16 protein-coding genes are annotated in these 19,612 nt (G+C 69.2%); 7 read left to right on the forward strand and 9 right to left on the reverse strand.

Features of this window, described 5'->3' with window-relative positions:
• Positions 1-69 precede the first annotated feature (69 nt).
• Both NMB41_RS14470 and NMB41_RS14475 read left to right on the forward strand, forming a co-directional pair.
• The gene (locus tag NMB41_RS14470; protein WP_494378513.1) at positions 70-894 is read left to right on the forward strand and encodes a universal stress protein; all 825 of its coding nucleotides are present in this window, start codon (positions 70-72) and stop codon (positions 892-894) included.
• Between the two features lie 10 nt (positions 895-904).
• Positions 905-2,701, forward strand: coding sequence for a PHA/PHB synthase family protein (locus NMB41_RS14475; protein WP_494378514.1), 1,797 nt, complete (start codon positions 905-907; stop codon positions 2,699-2,701).
• A gap of 7 nt (positions 2,702-2,708) precedes the next feature.
• On the opposite strand, the gene NMB41_RS14480 is transcribed toward NMB41_RS14475, so the two are convergent.
• From NMB41_RS14480 to mgtA, 4 genes are read right to left on the reverse strand one after another with little or no spacing between them, the layout of a single operon-like run.
• Positions 2,709-3,833 (reverse strand): ABC transporter permease, encoded by a 1,125-nt coding sequence (locus NMB41_RS14480; protein WP_494378515.1) that lies wholly within the window; start codon positions 3,831-3,833, stop codon positions 2,709-2,711.
• Positions 3,834-3,835: 2 nt separating this feature from the next.
• Complete coding sequence (gene rbbA, locus NMB41_RS14485; protein ID WP_494378516.1) at positions 3,836-6,547, reverse strand: ribosome-associated ATPase/putative transporter RbbA; 2,712 nt, start codon at positions 6,545-6,547, stop codon at positions 3,836-3,838.
• Positions 6,544-7,629: an HlyD family secretion protein gene (locus NMB41_RS14490; RefSeq protein ID WP_494378517.1), complete on the reverse strand. Its 1,086-nt coding sequence runs from the start codon at positions 7,627-7,629 to the stop codon at positions 6,544-6,546. Before NMB41_RS14490 ends, rbbA begins: the two co-directional genes overlap by 4 nt.
• Positions 7,626-10,211, reverse strand: a complete 2,586-nt coding sequence (gene mgtA, locus NMB41_RS14495; protein ID WP_494378518.1) for a magnesium-translocating P-type ATPase — start codon at positions 10,209-10,211, stop codon at positions 7,626-7,628. The genes NMB41_RS14490 and mgtA overlap by 4 nt, the downstream gene beginning before the upstream one ends.
• 280 nt (positions 10,212-10,491) lie before the next feature.
• Between mgtA and NMB41_RS14500 the strand changes: the two genes are divergently transcribed.
• Positions 10,492-10,956 (forward strand): universal stress protein, encoded by a 465-nt coding sequence (locus NMB41_RS14500; RefSeq protein ID WP_494378519.1) that lies wholly within the window; start codon positions 10,492-10,494, stop codon positions 10,954-10,956.
• Between the two features lie 9 nt (positions 10,957-10,965).
• Here NMB41_RS14500 and phbB read toward each other — a convergent pair whose 3' ends face one another.
• Both phbB and NMB41_RS14510 read right to left on the reverse strand, forming a co-directional pair.
• The gene (gene phbB, locus NMB41_RS14505) at positions 10,966-11,685 is read right to left on the reverse strand and encodes an acetoacetyl-CoA reductase (RefSeq protein ID WP_494378520.1); all 720 of its coding nucleotides are present in this window, start codon (positions 11,683-11,685) and stop codon (positions 10,966-10,968) included.
• A 24-nt stretch (positions 11,686-11,709) separates the two neighbouring features.
• Complete coding sequence (locus tag NMB41_RS14510) at positions 11,710-12,153, reverse strand: Hsp20/alpha crystallin family protein (protein WP_494378521.1); 444 nt, start codon at positions 12,151-12,153, stop codon at positions 11,710-11,712.
• Positions 12,154-12,322: 169 nt separating this feature from the next.
• Here NMB41_RS14510 and NMB41_RS14515 point away from each other — a divergent pair, with 169 nt between their 5' ends.
• Entirely contained in the window at positions 12,323-13,366 is a 1,044-nt protein-coding gene (locus tag NMB41_RS14515) for a hypothetical protein (RefSeq protein ID WP_494378522.1), read from the forward strand.
• On the opposite strand, the gene NMB41_RS14520 is transcribed toward NMB41_RS14515, so the two are convergent.
• Together NMB41_RS14520 and NMB41_RS14525 are read right to left on the reverse strand one after the other, a co-directional pair.
• Entirely contained in the window at positions 13,327-14,343 is a 1,017-nt protein-coding gene (locus NMB41_RS14520; RefSeq protein WP_494378523.1) for a ribose-phosphate diphosphokinase, read from the reverse strand. The genes NMB41_RS14515 and NMB41_RS14520 overlap by 40 nt on opposite strands.
• 37 nt (positions 14,344-14,380) lie before the next feature.
• A complete protein-coding gene (locus NMB41_RS14525) occupies positions 14,381-14,836 on the reverse strand; it encodes a carboxypeptidase regulatory-like domain-containing protein (RefSeq protein ID WP_494378524.1) in 456 nt (151 codons plus the stop codon).
• Between the two features lie 259 nt (positions 14,837-15,095).
• On the opposite strand from NMB41_RS14525, the gene NMB41_RS14530 reads away from it, so the two are divergent.
• The 3 genes from NMB41_RS14530 to NMB41_RS14540 all read left to right on the forward strand — a co-directional run bounded on the left by NMB41_RS14530 (position 15,096) and on the right by NMB41_RS14540 (position 18,325).
• Positions 15,096-15,524 (forward strand): universal stress protein, encoded by a 429-nt coding sequence (locus tag NMB41_RS14530; RefSeq protein WP_494378525.1) that lies wholly within the window; start codon positions 15,096-15,098, stop codon positions 15,522-15,524.
• A gap of 233 nt (positions 15,525-15,757) precedes the next feature.
• Positions 15,758-17,887, forward strand: a complete 2,130-nt coding sequence (locus NMB41_RS14535; protein WP_494382847.1) for a copper-transporting P-type ATPase — start codon at positions 15,758-15,760, stop codon at positions 17,885-17,887.
• Between the two features lie 66 nt (positions 17,888-17,953).
• Positions 17,954-18,325 carry a hypothetical protein gene (locus tag NMB41_RS14540; RefSeq protein ID WP_494378526.1) on the forward strand — a complete coding sequence of 124 codons (372 nt, stop codon included), beginning with the start codon at positions 17,954-17,956 and terminating at the stop codon, positions 18,323-18,325.
• On the opposite strand, the gene NMB41_RS14545 is transcribed toward NMB41_RS14540, so the two are convergent.
• Positions 18,292-19,389 carry a hypothetical protein gene (locus NMB41_RS14545; RefSeq protein ID WP_494378527.1) on the reverse strand — a complete coding sequence of 366 codons (1,098 nt, stop codon included), beginning with the start codon at positions 19,387-19,389 and terminating at the stop codon, positions 18,292-18,294. The genes NMB41_RS14540 and NMB41_RS14545 overlap by 34 nt on opposite strands.
• Positions 19,390-19,612: the final 223 nt, after the last annotated feature.

Below are 19,612 nucleotides of genomic sequence, written 5' to 3' on the forward strand. Positions count from 1 at the left end.
TCGCATGGGTCCGGGCGTAGAGTCATTCGCTGGGGACAGCATGCCAGCCATTTTTTAAAGGAAAACGTCATGTACAAGACCATCCTCGTGCACGTCGACCGGAGCCCGCGCATGGACGGCCGCCTCCAGGTCTCCGCCGCGCTTGCCACTGCCCACGGCGCCCGCCTGGTGGGCGCCGCCATGACCGGGATGTCCTGGTCCTCGTACGCCTTGCTGACAGGATCGATGGCGGTCGTGCCGGTCGAAGAATTCGATGCCTTGCGCAGCGCCGCACGCACCGCCCTGGCCGAATTCACGCAGGCGGCGCACCGGCTCGGCGTGGCCGCCCCTGAGGAACGCCTGATCGAGGACGAGGACCGCCAGGGACTGCTGCTGCAGTCGCGCTATGCCGACCTCGTCGTGGTCAGCCAGGAGAGCGGCGACGGCCTGCTCCTGCGCGGTCTGCCCGAATACGTCGCCGTGCACGGGGCGCGGCCGGTGCTGGTCCTCCCCCCGGACTGGGCCGGGCAGGCGCTTGCCGGCGACGCCGTCGTCGGCTGGGACGGCAGCCTGGCCGCGATCCGGGCCATCGACGGCGCCCTGCCCCTCTTGTGCCGCGCCCGCAACGTGCGCCTGGCGCTGGTCAACCCCGAGCGCGAACCCGGCCTGCTCGGGGAGGAGCCGGGGGCCGACATGGCGCTCTACCTGGCACGCCACGGCGTGCGCGTCGAGGTGGTGGTCGAACGCAGCGTACTGCCGACCGGCGAAGTGCTGCTTGGCATGGCGCGCGCCAGCAATGCCTGCCTGCTCGTTGCCGGCGCGTTCGGCCACAGCCGCTTCCGCGAGATCGTGCTCGGCGGCGTGACCCGCATCCTGCTGGCACGCGCGCCGCTCCCGGTGCTGTTCGCGCATTGAGGACCAGTCCATGAACGAACCCATGCCTCCCGCCATGCAAGCCCTTCCCGCATCGGACGTCCGTGACCGCGACGCCAGCGCCTGGCAGGGCACGCGCCACCCCTACAAGGACACCGACGTCGCGCATGCGGCGGCCGATCTGGCACTGAACGCCTGGATCGGGCGCTTCACCGGCCACGTCTCGCCCGCGGCGCTGGGCCTGGCCTGGTTCGACTGGTGCAGCCACCTGCTGTTCTCGCCCGACAAGCAGGCCGAACTGGCAAGCCACGGCGGCACCACGCTGGCGCGCTGGCTCCAGTATTGCGCCGGCGGCGCCATCGCCGGCGAACCGGGTCCGGTGACGCCGCTGGCCCAGGACAAGCGCTTCGACGACCCGGACTGGCAGCGCTGGCCCTTCAACATCCTCAGCCAGGGCTTCCTGATGCAGCAGCAGTGGTGGCACCGCGCCACCCGCAGCGTGCGCGGCATGTCGATGCACCACGCCGACGTCGTCACCTTCGTGGCGCGCCAGCTGCTCGACTGCGCGGCCCCCTCGAACTTCGTCGCCACCAATCCCGTCGTGCTGCGTACCACCTGCGAGCGCGGCGGCATGAACCTGGTCGAGGGCAGCGCGCGCGCCGCCGCCGACGCCATGCGCGCCGCGGCCGGCGAGGCGGCCGCGCCGGTGTTCCGCCCGGGGCGCGAAGTGGCCGTCACGCCCGGCAAGGTCGTGCTGCGCAACCGCCTGATGGAGTTGCTGCGCTACGAACCAGCCACGCCGCAGGTCCATGCGGCCCCGCTCCTGATCGTGCCGGCCTGGATCATGAAGTACTACATCCTCGACCTTTCGCCGCACAATTCGCTGGTGCGCTACCTGGTCGGCCAGGGCCACACCGTGTACGTCATTTCATGGAAGAACCCGGAGGCCGGCGACCGCGACCTCGGCCTGGAAGACTACCGCCGCTTCGGCGTCATGGAGGCGCTCGATGCCGTCGGGCGCGACAGCGGCGCGACGCGGATTAACGCCTGCGGCTATTGCCTGGGCGGCACCCTGCTGGCGATTGCGGCGGCGGCCATGGCGCGCGACCACGATGCGCGCCTTGCCAGCCTGACCCTGCTTGCGGCCCAGGTCGACTTTACCGAACCGGGCGAGCTGTCGCTCTTCATCGACGAAAGCGAAGTCAGTTTCCTCGAGGCGACCATGTGGAGCCAGGGCTATCTCGATACACGCCAGATGGCGGGCGCCTTCCAGCTGCTGCGTTCCAACGACCTGATCTGGTCGCGGCGGCTGCGCCACTACCTGCTCGATGTGCCGGACCAGCACACCGACCTGATGTCCTGGAATGCGGACGCCACCCGCATGCCCTACCGCATGCACTCGGACTACCTGCGCCGCCTGTTCCTGAACAACGACCTCGCCAGCGCCCGCTACCAGGTCGACGGCAGGCCGGTCGCGCTGGCCGACATCGAAGCACCCATCTTCGCCGTCGGCACCCGCATCGACCATGTCGCGCCCTGGCGCTCGGTCTACAAGATCGGCCTGCACAGCGATGTCGAAACGAGCTTCCTGCTCACCAGCGGCGGGCACAACGCCGGCGTGGTGGCGCCGCCCGGGGGCACCGGGCGCAGCTACCAGATCGCGACCCGGGCGCCGGACGCGCCCTACATCGATCCGGAACGCTGGCAGCAGGAAACGCCGGTCCACGAGGGCAGCTGGTGGACCGCCTGGGAACACTGGCTGGCGCGCCAGGCCGGGCCGCTGGTCGATCCGCCGCCGATGCCCGCCGGGCTGGGCGCCGCGCCCGGGGAGTACGTGCTGGCGCCCTAGGCGCAGCTCAGAGCGCGCGCATCGTGCGCCCGAAGCGCACCAGCGCCAGCGCGAACAGCAGGCTGCCGATCACCAGCAAGGCCAGGCAGGCGGGCCAGACGACGCCGATTCCCGCGCCGCGAAACAGGATTGCCTGGCTCAGTTCGACGAAGTGGGTGGTGGGCGCGGCCAGCATCAGTTCGCGCAGGACGGCCGGGATGCTCTCGCGCGGAGTGGTGGCGCCCGACAGCATCTCCAGCGGCAGCAGCGCCAGGATCACCAGCAGCGCGAACTGGGGCATGCCGCGCGCCAGTGTCGCCAGCAGGATGCCGAGCGAGGTGGTGGCAAACAGGTGCAGCAAGGCGCCGCCAAGGAACAGCGGGATCGAGCCCTGCACGCCGACCTGCAACAGGCCGCGCACCACCCCGAGCAGGGCCACCACGGTGGCCAGCATGACCACCGCGGCCATCGACCACAGCTTGGCCAGCAGGATCTCCAGTGGGCGCACCGGCATCACCAGGAGGTGCTCGACCGTGCCGTGCTCGCGCTCGCGGATCAGGGCAGCGCCGGCCAGGATCACCGAGAGCATGGTGATGTTGTTGACCAGCTCCATCACGGCGCCGAACCACGAGGGGACGAGCGCCGGGTTGAAGCGGGCGCGCAGCGCCAGCGCCACCTGTGGCGCCGCGCTGCTGCGCACGCCGTGCAGGAAGGCCGCCACTTCGCCCAGCGCGATCTGCTCCACGTACAGGCTGCCGGTGAATGCCTGGTTCATGCGGGTGGCGTCGACGTTGAGCTGCAGGCTGGCGGCGCGCCCGGCCAGCACACGGCGCTGGAAGCCAGCCGGAATGACCAGCACGAAGGTGGCATCGCCGCGGTCCAGGCGCTCGTCGGCCTGGTCCAGGTCGACCAGTTCGGGCAGCACGAACTGGGGCGGGACGTAGGCATTGCGGATGCGCAGCGACAGCTGCGACTGGTCCTCGTCGACGATCGCCAGTGCCGCGCGGCTCAGGGTGTCGGGCTGGGCCGTCGCGGCGACGTAGACGGCAAGCGTGAAGGTGTAGACGATCAGGCCCAGCAGCACCGGATCGCGCGCCAGGCTCCACCATTCCTTGATGCCGAGGCGCCAGACCTTGGACCAGGACAGGCGCATCGTCAGCGCTCCTGTTTCGGCAGGGCGGCAATGGCCAGCCCCAGGATCACGGGAATCGCCGCCAGCAGGGCCAGCAGTTCGCCGCCGAGGTCCGCAAGGCCGAGCGCCTTGGCGAACACGCCGCGGCTGATGGTAAGCATGTGCGAGGCCGGATAGGCTTCGCCGATAGTCCGCCCTGCCCCTTCCAGCGCCGCCACCGGGTTGATCAGGCCGGCGAACTGGATGGCAGGAACCATGGTGCCGATCATGGTCGAGAAGATCGCCGCGACCTGGCTGCGCGTGAAGGTGGAGGCCAGCAGGCCAATGCCGGTCGAGCAGATGCAGAACAGGAACACGGCCAGGGTCAGCGCCGCCACGCTGCCCTTCAGGGGTACGCCGAACAGGGTCACCGCCACCAGGGTCATCAGGACGTAGTTCACCATCGCCAGCAGCACGTAGGGCGCCTGCTTGCCGATCAAGAATTCGCTGCGCCGCAGCGGCGTTACGTAGAGGTTGACGATCGAGCCCATTTCCTTTTCGCGCACCACTGCCAGGGCCGCTTGCATCGCCGGCAGGTTCAGCAGCAGCAAGGCGATGATCGCCGGCACCATGGCCGGCACGCTGCGCACGTCGGGGTTGTAGCGAAACCGGGTTTCGACGGCGACCGGCCCGCTGCCCGGCACGGCGCCGCCCGGTGCGCGCGTGGCCAGCCAGTGCTGGTGCATGCCCTGGACATAGCCGGCCACGGTTTCGGCGCGCACCGGATTGGCGCCGTCGATCCAGGCCCCGATCTCGACCGGCCGTCCACGCGCCAGCGCGCGCGCGAAGCCCGGCGGGATCTCGAGCGCCAGCGCCAGCTCGCCCGAGCGCATGCGGCGCTCGAGCGCCGCGTCGTCCTGCAGGGGCGCCTGTTCGACGAAATAACGCGAGCCCGCCAGGTTGAGCGCGTAATCGCGGCTGAGCGCGCTCTGGTCGCGGTCGAGCACCGCGTAGCGCAGATCTTCCACGTCCATGGAGAGGCCATAGCCGATGACGATCATCAGGAGCAGCGAGCCGATCATGGCGAGCGCGGCGCGCACCGGATCGCGCCGCAGCTCGAGCACTTCGCGCCGGCTGGTGCCGGCCGTGCGCCGCCACCAGCCGCCGGCCGGATCCCGCGGCGCCGGTGCCGGCGCCGCTTGCAAGGCGCCCCCCTCAAGGCCGCCTTCGGCCTCCCGCAGCCAGGCGACAAAGGCCGCTTCCAGGCTGGCACAGCCGCGCTCCCGCGCCAGCGCGGCCGGGGCGCCGGTGGCGAGCACCCGGCCGGCGTGCATCAGGGCCACGCGGTCGCAACGCTCGGCCTCGTTCATGAAATGGGTCGACATGAAGATCGTCACGCCCTCGTCCCGCGACAGCGCCAGCATCTCGGCCCAGAAACCGTCGCGCGCGATCGGATCGACGCCCGAGGTCGGCTCGTCGAGGATCAGCAATTCGGGACGGTGCACCAGCGCCACGGCCAGCGACAGGCGCTGGCGCATCCCCAGCGGCAGCGTGCCCGGCAAGGCGTCGAGTATCGCTTCCAGGCCGAAGCGCTGCGCCAGCGCCGCGCAGCGCTGGGCCGCGGCAGCGTCCGGAAGGTCGAACAGGCGCGCATGCAGCAGCAGGTTCTGGCGCACGCTCAGCTCCTGGTAGAGCGAGAAGCCCTGCGACATGTAGCCGACACGGCGTCGTGCGGCCACGGCGTTCTCCCCGGCGCGCTCGCCCAGCACCCAGGCCTGCCCCTCGCTGGGCGCGAGCAGGCCGGCCAGCATTTTCATGGTCGTCGTCTTGCCGCAGCCGTTCGAGCCGATGAAGCCGAAGATTTCGCCGCGGGCGATCCGGAAACTGACGTCCTGCACCGCCACGAAGCCGTCGAAGCGGCGCCACAGCCCGTGCGCTTCGACCGCCGCCGGTCCTTCCGGGCCTGGCGCCGGAGTGCACGGTGCCAGGGCTCGCTGGCCGGCGCGCCGGGCTGCCGGCAGGAGCGCGACGAAGGCGCGCTCCAGGTCCGGCGCGCCGGCCTGCTCGCGCAAGCCCTGCGGCGTTCCCGACGCCAGCACCCGTCCCGCGTCAAGCGCAACGAGCCAGTCGAAGCGCTCGGCTTCATCCATGTAGGCGGTTGCCACCAGCACCGACAGGCCCGGCCGCGCCGCGCGGATGGACGCAATCAGGGACCAGAACTGGATCCGGGCCAGCGGATCGACCCCGGTGGTGGGTTCGTCCAGGATTAATAAGTCGGGGTCATGAATCAGGGCGCAGCATAAGCCCAGCTTCTGCTTCATGCCCCCCGAAAGCTGCCCGGCAGGACGCGCCAGGAAGGGAGCCAGGCCGGTGCTGCGCGTCAGCGACGCGATCCGCGCACGCCGTTCAGGCGCATCATGTCCGAACAGGCGCGCGAAAAAATCCAGGTTTTCCGCCACCGAGAGCGTCGGATACAGATTGCGCCCGAGCCCTTGCGGCATGTAGGCGATGCGCGGGCAAATGCGGGTCCGGTGCGCGGCGCGCCGCATGTCGCCGCCCAATACCTCGACCCGGCCCTGCTGGATGCGGCGCGCCCCCGCCAGCACCGCCAGCAGGCTCGACTTGCCAACCCCGTCCGGCCCGATGAGTCCTGTCACTGCGCCGGCCGGCAGGACCAGGTCGATGCCGTCCAGGGCCCGGGTATGCCGGTAGCGCAAGCCCAACCCCGCGACGCGCACGACCGGCGGCGCCTTCATTGCTCCCCCCGCAAGGCCAGTTCCGGCGGCCAGGGCTGGCGCGGGTCGAGCCGGACCCAGGCCACGCCCGGCACCCCGGCCTTCACGTAGCCGGCGTAGCGCTCGAGCACCTGGCGCTCGACCTGCGCCTTGACCCGGAACATGAGCTTCTGGCGCTCGCTCGCCGTCTCGACCGACTTGGGCGTGAACTGGGCGCTGCTGGCGACATAGGTGATGCGCGCCGGCACGATGAAGCCGGGCGCCGCGTCCAGGCGCAGGCGCACTTCGCTTCCCAGTTCCAGGCGGCCGGCCGCCGTTTCCGGCACAAAAAAGCTCATGTAGACGTCGGTCAGGTCGATCAGGTTCAGCACCGTGCCGCCGCTGGCCAGCACCTCCCCTGGCTGGGCCACGCGGTACTGAATGCGCCCGGCACGCGGCGCGCGCAGCACCGCATCGTTGAGCTCGGCATCGATGCGCGCGGTGGTGGCCACCGCAACGTCGACCGCCGAGCGCGCGCCGACCACCCGCGCCCGCGCCGCTTCTACCGCAGCCAGGGCCGCCGCGCGCTGGGCCCGGGCGGCATTCACGCCCGCCTCGGCGCCGCGCACGCGCGCCGTGTCGTCGTCGAGTTCCTGGGAGGCGGTGGCCCCGGCCGCGGCCAGGGTCGTGGAGCGGCGAAGGCGCCGGCCGGCCGCGTCCAGTTCGCTGATGCGCTGGGCCAGCACGGCGGCGGCGGCGGCAGCGTCGCTCAGGCGCATCGCCACCTCCACCTCGGCGGCGGCGACGGCGTCGCGCGCCTGGCGTTCACGCGCCAACGCTTCGCCGCGCTCGGCCCGCAGCGCCGGCAAGTCCATCGTCGCCAGCACCTGGCCGGCGCTCACCAGGTCGCCCTCATCGACCAGGATCCGGGCCACGCGTCCCGGCGCGCGGGCGGCGATATCGATTTCGGTCGCCTCTACCCGTCCGTTGCCGCTGACGAGACCGGCGTTCGTCTGCTGCGGCCGCCACACGCGCCAGCCCTGCACGGCGCCGAACGCGGCCAGCACGGCGAGCAGGAGCGCGGCCAGGCGCCACGACAGGGTTCTTCCTGGCGGCAGCTTCATGCGCGCCCCGCCGCGCGCCGGTAAAAACGCGCCTTCGTCGCTTCGGCCGCCGCCACATAGGCCAGCGTCATGCCGGCAACGGCCAGCACCAGCGGCGCCGGCAGCGGCACGAAGCCGAACAGCGCGCTCAACGGCAGGTAGGGCAAGGCCAGGGCGACGGCGATCACGCCCAGGCTTGCCGCCAGCAAGGCCGTGCCGGGCCGGCTGCGCCAGAACGGGCGGCGCGTGCGCACCACCAGCGCGATCACCAGCTCGGTCAGCAGCGACTCGAGGAACCAGCCGGTGCGAAACTCCGCCGGCGCCGCCTGGAACAGCCACAGCAGCACGCCGAAGGCGAGAAAGTCGAACGCCGAGCTGAGCAGACCGAATACGACCATGAAATCGCGGATGAACACGGTGTCCCAGCGATGCGGCGTGGCCAGCCATTCCGGATCGACACGGTCGCCGGCAATCGCCGCGGCCGGGATATCGGACAGCAGGTTGTTCAGCAATACCTGCGAGGCGAGCAGCGGCAGGAAAGGCAGGAAGGCCGACGCCGCCGCCATGCTGAACATGTTGCCGAAGTTGGCGCTGATGGTTGTCAGGATGTATTTCAGGGTGTTGGCGAAGGTCCGCCGGCCCTCGTCGATGCCGGTGCACAGGGTCTGCAGGTCCTTGCGCAGCAGGACGAAGTCGGCCGCCTCGCGCGCCACGTCCACGGCCGAGTCGACCGAGATGCCGACGTCGGCATTGTGCAAGGCCAGCGCGTCGTTGATGCCGTCGCCCATGTAGCCGACCACGTGTCCCCTGCGCTTCAGGGCCAGGATGACGCGCTCCTTCTGGTTCGGGTCGACCTCGGCGAACACTGCAGTGCGCTCCACGGCGTGCATGAGTGCCATGGCATCCATGGTGTTCATGGCACCCCCGGTCAGCACGGCGCCCGGCGCCAGCCCGACCGCATCGGCCACCTGGCGCGCGATCTTGCGGTTGTCGCCGGTCACGATCTTGATAACGACGCCCCGGCTGGCCAGGGCCGCGATCGTGGCGCGCGCGTCGTCCCTTGGCTGGTCCAGGAAGAGCAGGAAGCCGGCGAAGCAAAGCGCGCGCTCGGCAGCCACGGGGGGCGGCGCCTGGTCCTGCCCAAGCGCGCGCGTGGCCACGCCCAGGACCCGGTAGCCGCGCGCGCTCCAGGCGTCGAAGCGCGCCGCGAGCGCGGCGCGCGCCGCCGCGTCCAGCGCCTGGCCCGCGTCAAGGGTGGCGCAGCGCTCCAGCACGTTCTCGAATGCGCCTTTGGTGACCAGGATGCGCTGGCCGGCCACATCGTCGACGGCCACGCTGACCGCCTTGCGCACGAAATCCCAGGGCAGCTCGCCGGTTTTGGTCCAGCCCTCGGTGACGATGTTCGCCTGCGCGAGCGCCGCCAGGATCGCCGCGTCGAGCGGGCTGTCGAGTCCCGACTGGAAGCGCGCATTCAGGCCGGCCAGGCGCAGCACCTCGCTGCTCGGCCGGCCCTGGGTATCGACGGCGGCCTCGAGCGCAATCTCGCCGCGCGTGAGCGTGCCCGTCTTGTCGGTGCACAGGACATCCATGCTGCCGAGGTTTTCGATGGCCGCGAGGCGGCGCACGATCACGCCCAGTCCTGCCATGCGCCGGGCCCCATGCGACAGGGTGATGCTGACGATGGCGGGCAGCAGCTCGGGCGTCAGGCCCACGGCCAGGGCCAGCGCGAACAGCAGCGATTCGATGGCGGGCTTGTCGAGGAAGATATTGATCGACAATACCGCGAGCACCATCGCCAGGGTGATGCGGGTCAGCATGTATCCGAAGCGCGCGATACCGCGCTCGAATTCGGTGACCGGCGCGGCCGCGGCCAGCCTGCCGGCGATCTGGCCGATCACGCAATCCGGCCCGGTCTGCACGGCGAGCATGCGCGCGGCCCCGGAACTGACTGTGGTTCCCATGAAGACACAGTTGACACGCTCGGCGAGGCCGGCCGCGGCATTACACACGCCGGCGTTCTTTTCGACCGGAAAGGTCTCTCCGGTCAGCACCGCCTGGTTCACGAACAGGGCCTCGGCTTCCAGCACCACCCCATCGGCCGGGACCAGGCTGCCGGCCCCGAGCAGCACCACATCGCCGGCCACAACCTGCGCCGACGGCAGCTCGCAGGTGCGCCCGTTGCGCACGACGCGCGAACGCAGCCTCACCCTCGCGTGCAGGGCCTGGACGGCGTGGTCGGCCCGGTATTCCTGGGCGAAGCCGAGCACGGTACTTCCGAGCACGATCGCCAGCACCACGCCTGCATCCGCCCAGTCCGTCGCCGCCAGGGACACGGCGCACGCGGCCACCAGCAGCAGCACCAGCGGGCTGTTGAACTGGCGGGCGGCCAGGACGAAGGCGTGCGCGCCGCGTGAACGCCGCTGCGCGACTGGCCGCTTGCGCCGCAGGCGCCGCGCGGCCTCCTCGTCCGTCAATCCCTGCGGGGTAGACCCGAGCGTGGCGAGCAGGCGCGAGGCGGGCTCGCTCCAGTAGGCCGCGGGTAGCGGCACGGTGCCGGTGCGGGAATGCCGGACCTGCCCCACTGATTCGCGTATCTGGTGCAATCTGTCCTCCGCGCGCGAGCAGGCGCCGCGCAGCCAAACCGCCTGAGCGTCCCGACCCTGCATCCTGTTTCGAGCTTACGTCCGCACGGGCGGCGCTGCATGACCATGGTTTGATTTGCGTCAAGTCGCCACGAAAAGCCGGCGGCTGCGGCATGGATCGACGAGGACCGGGATCAATTTGATCCATATCAAAACTTCCGAGTCTGACAGCGTTCTAGATAGGGATAAGCCATATGGCGCGTAGTCCAGCGCGGCAGCCATCGTTGACAAGGAGGGCACCATGTATCAACGCATACTCGTTCCTACCGACGGCTCGCAGATTGCCGCCGTCGCCGCGCAGGCCGCAATCGCACTTGCCAAGGCCTTCGGCAGCGAAATCGTCGCGCTCTCGGTCGTGCAGCCGGAACCCGTGGTGCCCCTGGCCGAGGGGACGGGGGTGATCGCGGGCCGTGGCCCGGACGCCCTCATGGAGGAGGCGCGCAAGCAGGTCGAACAGGTTGCACGCGCGGCCACCGAAGCAGGCGTCAAGTGCACCAGCCTGACCTGCTATGGCGATTCCCCTGCCGACGAAATCGTCGATGCCGCCAAGCGCACCGGATGCGACCTGATCTACATTGCCTCGCATGGACGGCGCGGCCTGAGCCGCCTGATCGCGGGCAGCGTCACGCAACGCGTGCTCGCCTACGCGCCGGTGCCGGTCCTGGTGTACCGGCCGCAAGCGACTGCCGGCGGCCCGGCTGCATGAGCCGGTACCTCAGGCGAGATACTGGCCGCCATTGACGTCGAAGGTGGCGCCCGTGATGAAGCCGCTTTCCTCGGCGGCCAGGAAGGCGACCACACGGGCAATGTCTTGCGGCGTGCCAAGACGCCCGACCGGAATGGCCGCGACGATGGCCTGCATTGCCTCGGGCGGCACTGCCGCCACCATCGCCGTGTCGCAATAGCCGGGCGCGATCGCATTGACCGTGATCCTGCGCCCGGCATTCTCCAGAGCCAGCGCCTTGGTGAAACCGAGAATGCCGGCTTTGGCGGCCGCGTAGTTGCATTGTCCGGCCTGGCCCTTGCGGCCATTGACCGAGCTGATGTTCACGATCCGCCCGTACTGCCGGTCGCGCATCCCGGTAATCACCTGGCGCGTCATGTTGAACATGGCGCCGAGATTGGTCTGCAGGACGCGCCACCACGCGTCTTCGCTCATTCGGTGGCACATCGCGTCGGCCGTGATGCCGGCATTGTTGACCAGGATATCGACCGGGCCGAGCGCCGCCTCCACCTCCGCCACGCCGGCGCGGCAAGCGTTGAAATCGGCCACATCCCAGCGAAATACGGCAACGCCACGCTCCTGCACCGCTTGTGCCGCCTCCTCGTCGCTGTGATAGGCCGCCGCGACCCGATGGCCGGCCTCGTGAAGGGCAAACGTGATCGCTCGGCCGATGCCCCGCGTTCCACCAGTCACCAATGCAGTCCTGGTCATGCCCGCCCTCCGCATCACGTCCTGTTACTGGATTTGCAGCTGCTTCGGCGCGGTGCCGGGCTTCTTCGGCAGCGTCAGCTCGAGGATGCCGTCATTGTATTTGGCCACGGCCTGGGCATCGTCGACCTCCTGCGGCAAGGTGAAGCTGCGCGACTGCTGGCCGTAATAGCGCTCGCTGCGCAGCATGTTCTGGTCCTTGGTTTCCGATTCGCGCCTGATCTCGGCGCTGAGCGTGACCTGGTTGCCGTCGATCGCCACCTTGATGTCTTCCTTCTTGACACCGGGGATTTCCGCCTTCAGCGAATAGGCCTGGTCGCTTTCCGTCACCTCGATCCGGATCGGCGGCGCGGCTTCTGCGCCGCGCCATGCGGGCACCAGGCGATAGTCGCGCATCAGGTCTTCGATGTCGCGAAACGGGTCGAAGCGGGAAATAGCGTTGAAGGGGTCGTAACGCGTCAGGTTAGCCATGATTTCCTCCATTTCCATGAAAACGCCGGAATGACGAATGAAGTTTCAATGTAGGGCCGCATTCGGGCGTCTGTGTGAGATAGATCAATGTGGTGGAGGTCTGGCTTGGCAAAGCAGGATTGCCGCGTCAGGATCAAGCACGAACCCAGCCCGCAGGCGCACGCGCATCGTGATCCCACCCGCCCCCCATGTCACGCTCGAGTCGAAGCTCGCCTTCCTGCGCCAGCCCGGCAGCTACGCCGGGTGCGCCGAACGGGTCGAAGCGATCGAAACGCACATGTCCTGGGTGTTCCTCACGGACAGGCATGCGTACAAACTCAAGAAGCCGGTGCGCCAGGATTTGTTCGACTTTCGCAGCCTCGGCGCGCGCCGCCATTATTGCGAGGAAGAGTTGCGCCTGAACCGGCGCCTCGCTCCGGACGTCTACCTTGGCATCGACCCGCTGAGCGTCGACGCGCTGGGCCGTCTGCACCTCGGCCCGCACGGGACCGTGGTCGACTGGCTGGTCAGGATGCGGCGCCTGCCGCGCCAGCACATGCTCGACCATGCGCTTCGGCATGCCAGTGCCGGCGCCGAGGACATTCGCCGCGTCGCCGCCCGGCTGGCCCTCTTCTACCGCGGATGCGTCCCGGTGTTGCTCGACCCCGCCAGTTACCGCGCCGGCTTCCTGCGCTCGATCGCGCTCAACCTGCGCGAACTGAGCCGCCCCGCTTACGGCCTCCCCGCCGCGCGCGTGGCTGCCCTGTGCCGGGCCCAGCGCGCGGTGCTCGAGGACAGGCGCGACTGGTTCGACCAGCGCGCGCGAGCGGGAAAAATCGTCGAGGGGCATGGCGACCTGCGTCCCGAGCACGTCTTCCTGGGGCCGCCGGTGAGCATCATCGACTGCCTCGAGTTCTCGCGCGCGCTGCGCCTGATCGATCCGCTCGACGAACTCGGTTTCCTGGCCCTGGAATGCGAGCGCCTGCGCGCGCCCGCCGCGGGCGCCCTGCTGCTGCGCACGTATGGCGAGCTTTCCGGAGATGCGCCCGAAGCCGCGCTCGTGCACTTCTATCAGGGCTATCGCGCGAGCACGCGCGCCCGGATCGCGATCCGCCACCTTGACGAAGAACAGTTCCGCGATTCGCCCACCTGGCGGCGCCGCGCCCTGCGCTACCTGCGCCTGGCCGAACGCCATCAGGCTTCCAGCAATTCGGTGATCGAACCGCCGCCGTGAAGCCGTTCGATGGCCTGGCCGTACAGAGCGGCGCAGCTGAGCGTGCGCAGCTTGCCGGTGGCCATGGCCGCATCGAGCCCGGCCGGGGCCACCGTATCGGTGGTCACCAGTTCCTGCAAGGCGCTGCCCGCCAGCTGCGCCGCCGCGTCGCCCGTGAACAAACCATGCGTCGCGGCGCCGAACACGGCGTGCGCGCCGTGGCTGCGGCAGGCTTGTGCGGCGCGCGCCAGGGTCGCTGCGCTGCTGACCATGTCGTCGATAATGATCGCATCCTTGCCGCCGACGTCGCCGACCAGCAACTCGCCGCTCACGACGCCTGCGCTGCGGTGCTTCTCGCACAGGGCCGCAGCGACCGGTTTGCCGAGCGCGCGCGACAGACGTTGGCGAAAGCGCTCCATCCTGCCGAGTCCTCCCGCATCCGGCGCCACCACGACGATCTCGCGCTCGAGGCGCTGCGCCACAAAATAGTCCACGAACAGGGAGGTCGCCTCGAGGTGTTCGGTGCGGCAGCGAAACGCGTTCTGGAAAGCCGCCAGGTTGTGCACGTCGATCGTGACGACCACGTCGGTGCCCACCGCTTCGAACAGCCCGGCAACGTAGCGCGTCGTGACGGGATCGCGCGCCTTGGTCTTGCGGTCCTTGCGTGCGTAGGCCAGGTAGGGCACGAGCGCGGTGACCCGCGCCGCGGCCGCATCCTTGAGCGCGCCGATGAAAAACAGCAGGCGGCACAATTTTTCGTCGGCGCTGTGGCGCCGGTCGCCGTAGAGGGCATGAAGCACGTACACATCCCGGCCGCGCACGCTCTCCAGCGGCCGTGTCTTGTGCTCGCCGTCTTCGAATTCGCGCTCTTCATGCGCACTCAGGGCAAGGCCGATCCCATGCCCGACCCGTTCGGCGAATGCCCGGCTGCCTTCGAGCGCAAACAGCAGCGGCGCCGGGTCGCCTGCGGAGAAGCTGGCTGCGGAGGGTGGCGCCATCTGATCGTCCACTCAAGCGGTCGAAGCTGCGAGCCCGCTACCCGCTTTGGCGCTGCCCGGCCGGCACGACCAGGTGCAGGGGTTTGCCTTTGGCGCCGCGCCCGAGAAGCGCGGTACCCGATGTTGACCGCCCGTCGAATTTCCCACGGATGTGATAGCGCCCGCCCTTGGGCACATTCACCAGCATGATCGGTCCGTCGCAGGTGGTGTTCAACAGCGAACGACCGCGGGTGTCGGCGATATCGACCTCGACGTCGCTCAGGTAGTCTCCCTGCCTGGTTGCAAAGGTCACCATCAGATCGTACTTGCGTGCGGCCCGCTTCATCCTTTCGGCCTCGTCGCTACCGACCCCGCCGCAGACATAGGTGATGCCGTTCCGGGTATTTGCCTGGGGCAGTTCGCCCGTTTCTCCCGGGTTCGCTTGCTGGGCATGCGCGCCTGAAACCGAGCACATCAGGCTCACCAGGGCAGCGGAAATGTACCTGTGGTTCATGGCCAATCTCCCAAAAATCCGAGCGTATCGACGACCCAGCGCTCATCGCTCGCCTGGCTGTCGTTCCGGATGCTTATACGATGAACGACTACATGCACAAGTTTAGAATCTGGCCGTCGGATTTCAAGCAGGCTGTCATGCGACAAGCCTGCAAGACTGGCCGCCACACTGGTAATGAAGCCGGCGGCCATTCCGGTTACACTCGGCGCATAGCGCGGGCCGGCCGCCACGGCCAGGCCCGGCGGACCTGGGAGCGGACATGAAAAAACTGCTTGTACCATGCGACGGTTCGGAAAGCGCATTGCGCGCTGTCCGCCATGCCGCCGCCGAGGCCGCACTCGCGGGGCCGGCGGCGGAAATCCACCTGCTGCACGTGATCGAACCGATGACGCCGGTAACGCTGTCCGAGGCATTCTCGGCGCGGCGGCTCGACGAGCGCTTCCCGCCGCAGGCAGCGCAGGCCCTGGAGCCGGCCATCGCCATCCTGGCGCAGGCCGGTGCCAGGTATTCGCTCCATTGCCTCTTCGGCGAGCCTGCGGAGCAGATCGCCGCCCATGCGCGCGACGCCGGCTGCGACGCCATCATCATGGGTACACGCGGCAGGGGCGCCTTTGCCAGGCTCGTCATCGGCTCGGTCGCCACCCAGGTGGTGAAGCTGGTCGACATTCCGGTGACGCTGGTGAAGTAGAAGAGCTCAGGCCCGAATCATCCGCATGCGGTTCGATTTGATTCAGGTCAAAGATTACGGACCTGGATTCGATCTACATTGTCATTGGTGGCCACCTTTCCGTCACGCGGATCGGGCTGCGCGCACTGTGGAGCCAGACCGGATTGAAAACACACGCGCACCACGCGCAAGGCACTCCTTCCACGGCAGCGGCGCCGACCGCGCAGCGCGCCACGCAGGATGCCGCGCGCGGCATGGACACGGACACGTCCGCGCTGGCCGCAGCGGCTGCGCCGGCGACGATCTACACCTGCCCGATGCACCCCGAGATACGGCAAGACCATCCTGGGAACTGCCCCAAATGCGGCATGACGCTCGAGCCGCTCGTTCCCGCCCTCGAGGAGGAAGACAGCGCGGAACTGAACGACTTCAAGCGCCGCTTCTGGGTCACCCTGCCCCTGACGGTCGCCGTTGCCGTGCTGGCGATGGCCGGCCACCGCCTCGGCCTGCTGGCACCGCGCACCCAGGCATGGGTCGAACTGGCACTCTCGCTGCCGGTCGTGCTGTGGGCCGGCTGGCCGTTCTTCGTGCGCGGGGCCCGCTCCGTGGCCGCGCGCAGCCCGAACATGTGGACCCTGATTGCGCTCGGTACCGGCGCCGCTTTCGTCTACAGCGTCGCGGCCACGGCGGCCCCCGGATGGTTTCCGGCCTCCTTCCAGTCAATGGGTCGCATCGGCGTCTACTACGAGGCGGCCGCCGTCATCATCTCGCTCACCCTGCTGGGCCAGCTGCTGGAACTGAAGGCGCGCTCGCGCACCTCGGCGGCGATCAAATCCCTGCTCGGGCTGGCCCCGCGGACGGCGCGCCGCATTCTGCCCGGCGGGGCTGAAGAAGACGTGCCGCTGGCGCATGTCCACGTTGGCGACCTGCTGCGCATCCGCCCCGGCGAGAAGGTGCCGGTCGACGGCCTGGTGGTCGAGGGCAGCAGCGCCGTCGACGAATCGATGCTGACCGGCGAACCCATCCCCGTCTCGAAGCGCCCGAACGACAGGGTCATCGGCGCCACGCTCAATACGGCCGGCGCCCTGACCATGCGTGCGGAAAAGGTCGGGGCGCAGACCATGCTGGCGCAAATCGTCCAGATGGTCGCGGCCGCACAGCGCTCGAAGGCCCCGATGCAGCGCATGGCCGATCGCGTGGCCGGCTATTTCGTGCTGGGCGTCGTCGCCATTGCCGTGCTTACCTTCTTCGCCTGGGGCTTCTTTGGCCCGGCACCGGGCTGGCTATTCGGCCTGATCAACGCGGTCGCCGTGCTCATCATCGCCTGCCCCTGCGCGCTGGGACTGGCCACGCCGATGTCGATCATGGTGGCGAGCGGAAAGGCTGCCACCCAGGGCGTGCTGTTTCGCGATGCCGCCGCGATCGAGAAGTTTCGCGAGGTCGACACGCTGATCGTCGACAAGACCGGGACGCTGACCGAAGGCAAGCCGGCTTTCGAGCGGGCGGTCGCCGCACCCGGCTTCAGCGAGGACGAGCTACTGCGCCTGGCCGCCAGCCTGGATCAGGGCAGCGAGCACCCGCTGGCCGATGCCATCGTGCGCACCGCCCGCGAGCGCCGGCTCGCACTGGGCAAGCCGGACCAGTTCGAATCGGCCAGCGGCATCGGCGTGCGCGGCAGCGTCGAAGGCCGCCGGCTGGCGCTCGGCAACACGGCCCTGATGACCCTGGCCGGGGTCGATACCGCTTCCCTGCGTCCGGAAGCCGAGGCGCTGCGCGCCGAGGGCGCCAGCGTCATGCACCTGTCCGTGGACGGCGTGCTGGCCGGGCTGCTGGCCGTGTCCGACCCGGTCAAGCCGAGCACGCGCGAGGCGCTCGACACCTTGCGGCGCGCCGGGATGCGCGTCGTCATGGCCACCGGCGACGGCCTTACGACGGCGCGCGCGGTAGGGCGGCGCCTCGGCATCGACGAAGTGATCGGCGAAGTCAAACCAGCCGACAAGCTGGCCCTGGTCGAGAAGCTGCAGCAGGAAGGCCGCACGGTGGCGATGGCCGGCGATGGCATCAACGACGCGCCCGCGCTGGCCAGGGCCGACGTCGGGGTGGCAATGGGTACCGGGACCGATGTTGCCATGAACAGCGCGCAGGTAACGCTGGTCAAAGGCGATTTACGGGGAATTGCCACGGCGCGCCTGATCTCGGAGCGCACCGTGCGCAACATGAAACAGAACCTGCTGTTCGCCCTGCTCTACAACGCGCTGGGCATTCCGGTCGCCGCCGGCGTGCTGTACCCGGCCACCGGCTGGCTGCTCTCGCCGATGCTCGCCGCACTGGCGATGAGCCTGAGTTCGGCGTCGGTGATCGGCAACGCGCTGCGGCTCAGGTAGACAGCCCCCGCACCACGGATGACGCGACCGGCGGCGCACGCCGGAAAACACGAAACGGAGAAGATCATGTCGACAGCCCTACACCGAACAATCCACCGCACGGCGGCGCTCCTGGCAAGCCTGGCACTGGTTGCCTGCACCACGCCCGGCGGCAGCGGCGGCCATGCCGGCCATCATCCCGACCGGGCGGCACAGGGGACTGCGCAGGGCGGCGGCGCCGGCACCGGCGGGCAGGCAGGCGCGGCGACCATGTCCGGCGCGCCTTCCGGCCAGATGCAACCGGGACAGATGGACATGCGCGCGATGTGCGCCATGCACCGCGATATGCAGAAGATGCCGCCCGAACAGCGCCAGGGAATGATGGATGAAAAGATGAAGGGAATGACCCCCGAGATGCGTCAGCATCATATGGACATGATGCAGCACGAATGCCGGTGACGCAAAGAACGCAGGACGCCCGCCCGCGCACGTAACCGGTGCAGCGCGAACAGGCCCAGGGCCGTTGCCAGCATGGGAAGCCGTGGCAGTTCGGGCACCGGTGGAACGGCCTCGAGCAGCATGGTGCCGTAGCAAAACACCCCGGCCCGATCGCAGGACCTGGCCAGGATCTGCCCCTCGTTGTTGATGTCGCTGGCCGCCGTCAGCAGCAGGTCCGCCGCGGGATCGACGAAGCGGTTCAGGTCCACCAGCTGGCCGCCGGCGTAGAGGAAGGCGCGGTTGTCCATGCTGCCGACCACCTGGCCCAGGTCGTTGAGGTCGAGCGCGGTGGCGTTCGCGGCCAGCGGGGTCAGGTCGGTCATGGTCTTGCCGTCGTAGAGCCAGGCGTGCAGGCGGCCGTCGGCCGTGCTGCCGTAGCCGCTCACCCAGCCGGCCTCGTTGAGCGCGCCGCCGAGGACGTGCGCGCCGCCCAGCGTCGGCAGGTCGCTGAACTCTCCGGCGCGGTACACGGCCGTGCGGCTGCCCTGCCCCTGCGGTGCATACTCGACCAGGATATCGCCCGACTCGTTGATCTCGCCGGCGACGCTGTTGGGCGGCCCGAAGACCTCGGCGCGCCCGCTCCTGATCACCATGGCGCGCTCGCCCGGCGCCTGGCCGGTGACGTCGCCGCGGTCGTTCAGCGCAGCGGCCCGCTCGATGCCGTAGACCCTGCTCAGGTCGTGCATGCGGCCGGACGAATAAAAGAAGGCGTGCATGGCGCCCTCGGCCGTGGTCGAGGCGCCGACGGCTTCGCCCTTGTTGTTGAGTGCGGCAATCCTGCTGATACTGCCGCCGAGGCTGCCGATATTCTCCGGCTCGGGGCCGCCGCCGATGCTCGCCAGCTCAAACGGAATTTCGGGTCCGAAGTTGTTCACGGCGTATTGCCCTGCGTCGTACAGGGAAAACGCCAAGGAATATCTCCCGCTGACCGGCGTCGCGGACAGCCAGGCAGGCGCGGCGCCTGCGGCCACGGATTGCAGGCCCAGCACCGCTGCCATCGAGAGCATTGCCCACAGCGGTTTCATGATCTCGCCCCCTGCGGCGCCACCTGCGGCATGCGCCGATCGACAGGCTACCGATTCTGGCACGTCGCGGCGGCAGGTCCGGTAGACCGGCGTCGCGGGCCATCGCGTGTTTGATTTGCATCAACGATGTGACAGGTCTTGGCGTCCAATGCACATGCGGCTCGAAAAAGCCAACTCTGCGGATCGACCGGACTATAATTACTGACTCGAACATCCTTCGTCA

This window comes from Massilia sp. FBCC-B171 (assembly GCF_059134155.1).

What these genes read in the sequence shown, in the direction of transcription:
- NMB41_RS14470 (WP_494378513.1), top strand. Translation starts at nt 70, where the DNA reads ATGTACAAGACCATCCTCGTGCACGTCGACCGGAGCCCGCGCATGGAC.
- NMB41_RS14475 (WP_494378514.1), top strand. Translation starts at nt 905, where the DNA reads ATGAACGAACCCATGCCTCCCGCCATGCAAGCCCTTCCCGCATCGGAC.
- NMB41_RS14480 (WP_494378515.1), bottom strand. Translation starts at nt 3,833, where the DNA reads ATGCGCCTGTCCTGGTCCAAGGTCTGGCGCCTCGGCATCAAGGAATGG.
- rbbA (WP_494378516.1), bottom strand. Translation starts at nt 6,547, where the DNA reads ATGAAGGCGCCGCCGGTCGTGCGCGTCGCGGGGTTGGGCTTGCGCTAC.
- NMB41_RS14490 (WP_494378517.1), bottom strand. Translation starts at nt 7,629, where the DNA reads ATGAAGCTGCCGCCAGGAAGAACCCTGTCGTGGCGCCTGGCCGCGCTC.
- NMB41_RS14500 (WP_494378519.1), top strand. Translation starts at nt 10,492, where the DNA reads ATGTATCAACGCATACTCGTTCCTACCGACGGCTCGCAGATTGCCGCC.
- phbB (WP_494378520.1), bottom strand. Translation starts at nt 11,685, where the DNA reads ATGACCAGGACTGCATTGGTGACTGGTGGAACGCGGGGCATCGGCCGA.
- NMB41_RS14510 (WP_494378521.1), bottom strand. Translation starts at nt 12,153, where the DNA reads ATGGCTAACCTGACGCGTTACGACCCCTTCAACGCTATTTCCCGCTTC.
- NMB41_RS14520 (WP_494378523.1), bottom strand. Translation starts at nt 14,343, where the DNA reads ATGGCGCCACCCTCCGCAGCCAGCTTCTCCGCAGGCGACCCGGCGCCG.
- NMB41_RS14525 (WP_494378524.1), bottom strand. Translation starts at nt 14,836, where the DNA reads ATGAACCACAGGTACATTTCCGCTGCCCTGGTGAGCCTGATGTGCTCG.
- NMB41_RS14530 (WP_494378525.1), top strand. Translation starts at nt 15,096, where the DNA reads ATGAAAAAACTGCTTGTACCATGCGACGGTTCGGAAAGCGCATTGCGC.
- NMB41_RS14535 (WP_494382847.1), top strand. Translation starts at nt 15,758, where the DNA reads ATGGACACGGACACGTCCGCGCTGGCCGCAGCGGCTGCGCCGGCGACG.
- NMB41_RS14540 (WP_494378526.1), top strand. Translation starts at nt 17,954, where the DNA reads ATGTCGACAGCCCTACACCGAACAATCCACCGCACGGCGGCGCTCCTG.
- NMB41_RS14545 (WP_494378527.1), bottom strand. Translation starts at nt 19,389, where the DNA reads ATGAAACCGCTGTGGGCAATGCTCTCGATGGCAGCGGTGCTGGGCCTG.